Genomic DNA, 8478 nt, shown 5'->3' on the forward strand with positions numbered 1-8478 from the left:
AATTCCCGCTTTTGCATAGCTGGAGAGGCGCATGAGCAGCCGTCGCGTACTGACCGGGATCACCACGTCGGGAACCCCCCATCTCGGCAACTACGCCGGGGCCATCCGGCCGGCGATCGACGCGAGCCGCCCGGCCGGTGTCGAGAGCTTCTACTTCCTCGCCGACTACCATGCGCTGATCAAGACCGCCGATCCCGCGCGGGTGCAGCGCTCGACGCTCGAGATCGCCGCCTCCTGGCTCGCCGCCGGGCTCGACACCGACCGCGTGTGGTTCTACCGCCAGTCCGACATCCCGGAGATCCCCGAGCTCACCTGGCTGCTCACCTGCGTCGCCGGCAAGGGCCTGCTCAACCGCGCCCACGCCTACAAGGCGGCGGTGGACAGGAACCTCGCCGAGGGCGTCGACCCGGACGCCGGGGTCAACATGGGCCTGTTCATGTACCCGGTGCTGATGGCGGCCGACATCCTGATGTTCAAGGCGCACTCGGTGCCGGTCGGCCGCGACCAGATCCAGCACATCGAGATGGCGCGCGACATCGCCGCCCGCTTCAACCACCTCTACGGCGAGCACTTCGTGCTGCCCGAGGCGGCGGTCGACGAGTCGGTGGCGACCCTGCCCGGCCTCGACGGCCGCAAGATGAGCAAGAGCTACGACAACACGATTCCGCTGTTCGCGCCGCGCGCCGAGCTGAAGAAGCTGATCTTCTCGATCGTCACCGACTCGCGCGAGCCGGGCGAGCCGAAGGACGCCGAGGGCTCGGCGCTGTTCCAGCTCTACCAGGCCTTCGCCACGCCGCAGGAGACGCGCGCGATGCGCGCCGCCTTCGAAGAGGGCATCGCCTGGGGCGAGGCCAAGCAGGCGCTGTTCGAGCGCATCGATCGCGCGATCGCGCCGATGCGCGAACGCTACCTCGAGCTGATCGCCGAGCCGGCGCGCATCGAGGACAGGCTGCGCGAGGGCGCGCTCAAGGCGCGCGCGATCGCCACCCCCTTCCTCGCCGAGCTGCGCCACGCGGTCGGCCTGCGCGGGCTGGCGAGCGCCACCGCGGCCCAGGTCGCCGAGCGGCCGAAGGCGGCGGTGCTGCCGCAGTTCAAGCAGTACCGGGAGGCCGACGGCCGCTTCTACTTCAAGTTCGTCGACGGCGAGGGGCGGCTGCTGCTGCAGGGCGCCGGCTTCGACTCGCCGCGCGATGCCGGCCGCTGCGTCGCCGGCCTGAAGCAGGGCGCGCCCTTCGTCGCGCTCGGCGACGAGCTGGCGATGGAGGGGCGCGCGGTCGCCACCCTGGCCGCGGGCGCCACGCTGGAGGAAGTGCGCGCGGCGCTCGCGGCCCTCGCCGCCTGAGCGGGCCGGCGATCGCCGGCGTGCGCCGCTCAGTGCCGGGTGATCACCGCCTCGAGGTATTCGCCCGGCACCACCAGCGAATGCGTGCCGGCGGTGTTCAGCGACTCGAGCAGCGCCAGCAGGTCGGCATGCAGGCGCGCCTGGCCCGCCTCGTCGAGCGCGGCGAAGGCCTTGTGGGTGGGCCCGTACCAGCTGCGGAAGACCTCGATCCAGTGCGCCGGCGAGCGGTAGCGGAAGTTGAAGCTGCGCCGGCTGCAGCGGATGTCGTCGGCGCGCGGGCCGAACAGCTCGGTCAGATAGGCCTCGTCGCCCCATTTCACCGGCGAACGCAGCCCGGCCGGGGGCGGCACATGGGCGCCCACGGTGCGGAACAGCTGGCCGATGAAGCCCTCCGGTGTCCACGCGGCGATGCCGATGCGTCCGCCGGGACGCACCACCCGCAGCAGCTCGCCGGCGGTGCGCTCATGGTCGGGGGCGAACATCGCACCGAAGGTGGAGAGCGCGACGTCGAAGCTGCCGTCGTCGAAGGGCAGAGCCTCGGCGTCGGCGACCTTGCACTCCACCGCCAGACCCTCGGCGTGCGCGCGGGCGGCCGCCTTGTCGAGCAGCTGCGGCACGTAGTCGGTCGCGGTCACCGCGGCGAAGCGGCGGGCGGCGGCCAGGGTGGCGTTGCCGTTGCCGGCGGCGACGTCGAGCACGCGTTCGCCGGCGCGCACGTCGGCCGCCTCGGCCAGATTCTCGCCCACGATCTGTAGTGTCGTGCCGATCACCGCGTAGTCGCCGCTCGCCCAGGTGGCCTGCTGGCGCTGCTTGATCGCGGCGAGGTCGGGGGCGGGCGCGGCAGCGCTCGGGGCGGGGGTGCGCAGTTCGAGGGGTGCGTTCATGGTGCTCTCCTTCTCCTTGGGGTTGGGGCGGGCCTCTGCGGGCCCGTGCCGGCGGGGCGATGCGGTATCTGCCGACGTGCTCATTGTTTCGGAACGCCGGATTCGGTGCTTGACTGGAAGTCGGGCGAACCTGCCCGTGCGTCCGCGATCGCGGGCGCGTGCGGGCGTTCGCCGTGCGGAGCCGACCACGATGAGCTGCGACACCCTGTCCGACCTGCTTGGCGCCGTGCGCCTGCGCGGCGCGGTGTTCTATTACGTCAGCTGCTGGGAGGAGTGGGCGACGGAAGCACCGCCCGCGGGCGAGATCGCCGCCGCGGTGATGCCCGGCGCCGACCACGTGATGGCCTTCCACATGATCGCGCGCGGCAACGGCTGGGCGGCGGTGAGCGGCTGCGCGCCGGTGCGGCTGGCCCCCGGTGACGTCGTGATGTTCCCGCACGGCGACGCGCACGTGATGTCGAGCGCACCTGGCCTCGCCGCCGAGCGTGTCGCGCCGGCGTGGGTGTTCGCCACCCGCAAGCTGCCGCGCCCGATTCCGGTGAGCTACCGCGACGGCCCCGGCGTGGTGGCCGACCTGCCGGTCGACGACGCCGACGCGGTGCTGGTGTGCGGCTTCCTCGGCTGCGACCTGCGGCCCTTCAATCCGCTGGTGTCCGCGCTGCCGCACCTGCTGCACCTGCCGGCGGCGCGTGCCGGCGGCTGGATGGAGCACGTCATCGCGCAGGCGGCGCGCGAATCCGCCGAGCGGCGCGCGGGCGCCGAGGCGGTGCTGGAACGGCTTGCCGAGATGATGTTCGTCGATACCGCGCGGCGCTATCTCGACGACCTGCCGCCGGACGCCACCGGCTGGCTCGCCGGCCTGCGCGACCGCTACGTCGGCCGCGCGCTCGCGCTGCTGCACGAGAACCCGGCGCGGCCGTGGACGATCGACGAACTCGGCCGCCAAGTGGGCCTGTCGCGTTCGGCGCTGCACGAGCGCTTCATGCAGTTTCTCGGCCAGCCGCCGATGCATTACCTGGCGAACTGGCGCATCCAGCTCGGCGCGCGCCTGTTGCGCGAGCGCGGCCTGAGCGTGGCCGCGGTCGCGCTCGAGGTGGGCTACGAATCGGAAGCCGCCTTCTCGCGCGCGTTCAAGCGCCTCGTCGGCCTGCCGCCGGCGACCTGGCGGCGCCAGGCCGAGCAGATTGCCGGCAGGGGGCAGTGAGCAGCCGCCGACTGCGTTCCCCGCGGCGCTGGCGCCCGGCTTGCCCCGCCCGGATCGCGCTCAGAGCGCGATGCCGTTCTGATCGAACATGCCTTCGAACAGGATCGAGCTGAGGTAGCGCTCGCCCGAGTCGGGCAGGACGACGACGATGGTCTTGTCCGCGTTCTCCGGCTTCTTCGCCAGGCGCGCGGCCACCGCGACCGCCGCGCCGCAGGAGATGCCGGCCAGGATGCCTTCCTCGCGCGCGAGACGGCGGGCGTAGTCGATCGCCTCCTCGTTGCTCACCTGTTCGATCGCATCGACCAGGTCGAGATCGAGCACCTCGGGCACGAAGCCGGCGCCGATGCCCTGGATCTTGTGCGGCCCCGGCGTGAGCGGCTGGCCGGCGCGGGCCTGGCTCAGCACCGGACTGGCGGCGGGCTCGACGGCGACCGCCTGGATCGGCTTGCCGCGCGTGTTCTTGATGTGGCGCGCCACGCCGGTGATGGTGCCGCCGGTGCCGACGCCGGAAACGAGGATGTCGATTGCGCCGTCGGTGTCCTTCCAGATCTCGGGGCCGGTGGTCGTCTCGTGGATCGCCGGGTTCGCCGGGTTGCTGAACTGCTGCAGCAGCACGAAGCGGTCCGGCGCGCCGGCGACGATCTCCTCGGCCTTCGCGATCGCGCCCTTCATCCCCTTCGCGCCCTCGGTCAGCACCAGGCGGGCGCCGAAGGCGGCGAGCAGCTTGCGCCGTTCGACGCTCATCGTGTCGGGCATCGTCAGGGTGAGCGGGATGCCTTTCGCCGCGGCGACGAAGGCGAGCGCGATGCCGGTGTTGCCGCTGGTCGGCTCGACGATCTCCTTGCCGGCGCCGAGCAGGCCGCGCTGCTCGGCGTCCTTGACCATCGCTGCGCCGATCCGGCACTTCACCGAGTAGGCGGGGTTGCGTCCCTCGATCTTGGCCAGCACGGTGGCCTGGGCGCCGTCGAGGATGCGGTTCAGGCGCACCAGCGGGGTGCGACCGATCGATTCCGCGTTGTCGGGATACCAGTTGGACATGGATGACTCTCCCAGTGTGGGCGAGCGGAGCTGCCGCTCGCCGCTGAATGAAGGCAAGGCGGGCACGCCTCGATTTCAACAATAGCAGCCCGCGCGCACCACGGTCCGGGTGCGGCACGCGGCGTGCAGCGAGGGGGCGGGCTAGGCGGCGGCCGGGCGCGCCGCGGCGTCGGGGCCCTCGGCGGTGCCAGCGCCGAAGGCCGTGTCGGTGTCTTCGGCGGTGTCCGGCGCGGCGGCCGCTTCGCGCGCGGGCGGCGCCGGCTCGGCGCCCGGGTCGTCGCTGAAGGCGTCGGCATCGGCATCGGCGTCGGCTTCGGTCTCGGACGCGGGCGCCGTCTCGGCATCGGGTTCCACCTCGGCTTCGGGCGAGACCATCTCCAGCACGGTCGGCGAGGTGCGCAGCATCGGGGTGAAGTGGGCCGCCTCGTCGACGATCTCGTCGGCGCCACGTCGCGCCTGCACCAGGGCGAACAGCGCCACCGGCGCGAAGGCGAGGGCGAAGTGCAGCGGCAGCGCGATCGCCCCGATGCGGCTCATCAGCCAGCCGGCGAAGGCGGGACCGAGCGCAGCGGCGACCCCATGCAGCAGCAGGATGCCGGCGTTGCCCGAGAGGATCTCGTCCTGGTGGAGATGGTCGATGAGGTGGGCGACGACGACCGGATACACGGCGAAGGCGGCGGCACCGAACACGAAGATCCCGCCCAGCAGTGCGGGCGCGTTGCCGCCGAAGGCGGCCATCGCCGCAGCGGCGGCGACCGCGAGCGCCGCCACCACCGAGAGCACTGCGCGGCGGTCGAAGCGGTCGGAGAAATGTCCGATCGGCCATTGCAACAATGCGCCGCCGACGATCGCGGTGGTCATCATGGTCGCGATCTGCGCCGGGTCGAGGCCGCTGCGCTCGCCGTACAGCGGACCGAGCGACCAGAACGCGCCCATCGCCAGGCCGGAGGCGAGCGCGCCGGTAAACGCCACCGGCGCGGCCTGCCACAGGCGGCGCAGGTCGTGCGGCGGCGCGTCGCTGAGCGCAGGCGGCGGCAGGCGGGTCGCGGTGACCGGCAGCAGCGAGATGCAGACGAAGATCGCCGCCACCGCGAACAGGGTGAAGGCCGAAGGCGAGTCGAGCCGCAGCAGCTGCTGGGCACCGGCGAGCGCGACCAGGTTCACCACCATGTACACCGCGAACACCTTGCCGCGGCTCTCCGACGGGGTGGTGCCGTTGAGCCAGCTCTCGACCACCGCATAGAAGCCGACCAGCGCGATGCCGGTCAGCACGCGCAGCCCCATCCACACCCAGGGATTCACCACCAGCGCGTGCGCGAGCACGCAGGCGGCGGCGACCGCGCCGAAGAAGGCGAAGGCGCGGATGTGGCCGATGCGCCGGATCAGCGCCGGCGAGGTGAAGGTGCCGAGGAAGAAGCCGAGGAAGTAGGCCGAGCCGAGCAGGCCGAGGGTGGCGTCGGAGAAGCCTTCGAGGCTGCCGCGCAGCGAGATGAGGGTGTTGAGCAGCCCGGAGCCGAGCAGCAGCAGGGCGATGCCGGCGAGCAGGGCGCCGATCGGAAACAGGACGGGAAGCATGTCGGGGGCAGCGCACGTCGACGTGCGCCCGCTCGCTGGCGGGCCGGCGCGTCACGGGTCGCCGGAAACTGTTTTTGGACCAACATTGTAGCGCGCGCCGGGCCCGCCTGTGGCGGGCGCCGCCGCCTCCGGCAGGAGCGCTGCCCCCAGGGCGATCGCAGCCGTCATCGCCGGCACCACCGCCCTTATCGCGCAGGGGGCTGCGCTCCTACGGTGCCTGCGACGACCGCCTTCCGTGCAGGGGCCCTGCCCCCAGGGCGATCGCAACCGTCATCACCGGCACCACCGCCCTTATCGCGCAGGGGGCTGCGCTCCTACACCACCGCGGCGCGCAGCCCCCGGTAGGAGCCCTGCCCCCAGGGCGATCGCTGCGTTGCCGTGGGCACAGCCGACGTCGTCGGGAGGGCTTACATCCGCTCGCCGCGAAGCGCGCGCAGGTGCCAGTCGAACACCTCCTGCAGCAGGTGGGGCGTGTGCTTGCCCGGCGACTGATCGAGCGCGCGCCGGTAGTAGTCGCGCAGCGCCGGCTGGAAGTCGGGGTGGGCGCAGTTCTCGATCACCGCCTTCGCGCGCTGGCGCGGCGACAGGCCGCGCAGGTCGGCCAGACCCCGCTCGGTGACCAGGATCTGCACGTCGTGCTCGGTGTGGTCCACATGCGAAACCATCGGCACGATGCACGACAGCGCGCCGCCCTTCGCCTGCGAGGGGGTCATGAAGATCGACAGGTAGGCGTTGCGCGCGAAGTCGCCCGAGCCGCCGATGCCGTTCATGATCTTCGAGCCCATCAGATGGGTCGAATTGACGTTGCCGTAGATGTCGGCCTCGATCATGCCGTTCATCGAGATCACGCCGAGGCGGCGGATCACCTCGGGGTGGTTGCTGATCTCCTGCGGGCGCAGGATGATGCGTTCGCGGAAGCGGTCGATGTCGGCGTTGAACTCGGTCAGCGCCTCGTTGCTGAGCGACAGTGCGGTCGCCGAGGCCACCGCGAGCTTGCCCGACTTCAGCATCTCCAGCATGCCGTCCTGCAGCACCTCGGTGTAGGCGGTGAGGTTTTCGAACGGACCCTCGTTGAGACCGGCGAGCACCGCGTTGGCGATGTTGCCCACGCCCGACTGCAGCGGCAGCAGTTCGGCCGGGAGCCGCCCCTTCTTCACCTCGTGCTGCAGGAAGTCGAGGATGTGGCCGGCGATCCGGCGTGAGTTCTCGTCGGGCGGGCTGAACGCGGAGTTGCGGTCGGGTGCGTGGGTCTCGACCACCGCGATGATCTTGTCCGGATCGCAACGCAGATAGGGCTCGCCGATGCGCTGGCCGGCATCGACGAGCGGGATCGGCCTGCGGTGCGGCGGCAGCTGCGTGCCGTAGTAGATGTCGTGCATGCCCTCGAGCCCGGTGCTCTGCCAGGAATTGACCTCGAGAATGATCTTGTCCGCCTGCTCCAGCCAGGTCTTGTTGTTGCCCACCGAGGTGGCGGGGATCAGCCGGCCGTCGGGCAGGATGCCGGCCACCTCCACCACCGCGACGTCGAGCTTGCCGAGGAAGCCGAACCACACGAACTGCGCGACGTGCGAGAGATGGATGTCGATGTACTCCATCTGGCCGGCATTGATGCGCTCGCGGCAGATCGGGTCGGACTGGTAGGGAAGACGCATCTCGATGCCGTCGACCTTGGCCAGCGCGCCGTCGAGCTCGGGCGCGGTCGAGGCGCCGGTCCACACGCCGATGCGGAACTTGCCGCCATTGGCGTTGGCCGTCTCGATGCGGCGGGCGAGCGCCGCCGGCAGTGCCTTCGGGTAGCCGGACCCGGTGAAGCCGCTCATGCCGACATTGGCCCCGGAGGGGATCAGCGCGGCGGCTTCCTCGGCCGACATCACGCGGTTCTGCAGGGCGGGGCAGTGGATTCGGTTTTCTCGGGTCATCGTGGATTCGCTCAGCTTTCAGGAGGTAAAGAAAACGCGCCACCGGGCGGTGGCGCGTGCTTTGGTCGATCGCGCGTGCCCGCGCCACCCCGAGGGAGTGGATGGCGCGGGCGCCGGGCCGAAGGGTGCTACTGAGTTGTGCGCGCCAATATAGGCAGCGCCGTTCGCGGCAACAAACTAGAATTCCTTGTCCGACAGGTAAGCAGAGCTAATCCATCACCTTGCCATGAGCTATCGCCTGCCCAGCCTCGCCCTCCTGCGCACCTTCGAGGCCGCAGCGCGGCACCTGAGCTTCAAGCGTGCCGCGGCCGAGGTCTGCGTGACGCCGTCGGCGGTGAGCCAGCAGATCAGGGCGCTCGAGGAGTGGCTCGGCGCGCCGCTGTTCCACCGCATGACGCGCGGGCTGGCGCTGACCGCGCAGGGCGAAGCGATGCTGCCCAAGCTGCGCGAGGGCTTCGAGTGCATCGCGGCGGCGGTCGAGCTCACCCGCCAGGCCGGTGACGGCCCGCTCCAGCT

Annotated in this window: 7 protein-coding genes; 3 read left to right on the forward strand and 4 right to left on the reverse strand. The window is 71.3% G+C overall.

What is annotated here, in order from left to right:
- The first annotated feature begins 31 nt into the window (after positions 1-31).
- The gene (locus BB334_RS14640; RefSeq protein WP_068809235.1) at positions 32-1342 is read left to right on the forward strand and encodes a tryptophan--tRNA ligase; all 1311 of its coding nucleotides are present in this window, start codon (positions 32-34) and stop codon (positions 1340-1342) included.
- A 29-nt stretch (positions 1343-1371) separates the two neighbouring features.
- Here the strand turns inward: BB334_RS14640 and BB334_RS14645 are convergent, their stop codons facing one another.
- Complete coding sequence (locus BB334_RS14645) at positions 1372-2226, reverse strand: class I SAM-dependent methyltransferase (RefSeq protein ID WP_068809236.1); 855 nt, start codon at positions 2224-2226, stop codon at positions 1372-1374.
- Between the two features lie 190 nt (positions 2227-2416).
- On the opposite strand from BB334_RS14645, the gene BB334_RS14650 reads away from it, so the two are divergent.
- Positions 2417-3430: an AraC family transcriptional regulator gene (locus BB334_RS14650; protein WP_068809237.1), complete on the forward strand. Its 1014-nt coding sequence runs from the start codon at positions 2417-2419 to the stop codon at positions 3428-3430.
- A gap of 60 nt (positions 3431-3490) precedes the next feature.
- Here BB334_RS14650 and cysK read toward each other — a convergent pair whose 3' ends face one another.
- The 3 genes from cysK to BB334_RS14665 form a co-directional block, all read right to left on the reverse strand.
- A complete protein-coding gene (gene cysK, locus BB334_RS14655) occupies positions 3491-4468 on the reverse strand; it encodes a cysteine synthase A (RefSeq protein WP_068809238.1) in 978 nt (325 codons plus the stop codon).
- A gap of 141 nt (positions 4469-4609) precedes the next feature.
- The gene (locus BB334_RS14660; RefSeq protein WP_083200445.1) at positions 4610-6043 is read right to left on the reverse strand and encodes an MFS transporter; all 1434 of its coding nucleotides are present in this window, start codon (positions 6041-6043) and stop codon (positions 4610-4612) included.
- 407 nt (positions 6044-6450) lie between these two features.
- A complete protein-coding gene (locus tag BB334_RS14665; protein WP_068809239.1) occupies positions 6451-7962 on the reverse strand; it encodes an acetyl-CoA hydrolase/transferase family protein in 1512 nt (503 codons plus the stop codon).
- Between the two features lie 226 nt (positions 7963-8188).
- On the opposite strand from BB334_RS14665, the gene BB334_RS18030 reads away from it, so the two are divergent.
- Positions 8189-8478 (forward strand): LysR family transcriptional regulator (locus BB334_RS18030; RefSeq protein WP_158014423.1); only part of this gene is annotated, 290 nt, incomplete at its 3' end.

Origin of the sequence: Thauera phenolivorans, assembly GCF_001696715.1 — a bacterium.
Taxonomy (GTDB): domain Bacteria; phylum Pseudomonadota; class Gammaproteobacteria; order Burkholderiales; family Rhodocyclaceae; genus Thauera; species Thauera phenolivorans.

Excerpts from the sequence above, each read along its gene's own strand:
- BB334_RS14665 (WP_068809239.1), bottom strand. The coding sequence starts at position 7,962 with ATGACCCGAGAAAACCGAATCCACTGCCCCGCCCTGCAGAACCGCGTG.
- cysK (WP_068809238.1), bottom strand. The coding sequence starts at position 4,468 with ATGTCCAACTGGTATCCCGACAACGCGGAATCGATCGGTCGCACCCCG.
- BB334_RS14650 (WP_068809237.1), top strand. The coding sequence starts at position 2,417 with ATGAGCTGCGACACCCTGTCCGACCTGCTTGGCGCCGTGCGCCTGCGC.
- BB334_RS14640 (WP_068809235.1), top strand. The coding sequence starts at position 32 with ATGAGCAGCCGTCGCGTACTGACCGGGATCACCACGTCGGGAACCCCC.
- BB334_RS14660 (WP_083200445.1), bottom strand. The coding sequence starts at position 6,043 with ATGCTTCCCGTCCTGTTTCCGATCGGCGCCCTGCTCGCCGGCATCGCC.
- BB334_RS14645 (WP_068809236.1), bottom strand. The coding sequence starts at position 2,226 with ATGAACGCACCCCTCGAACTGCGCACCCCCGCCCCGAGCGCTGCCGCG.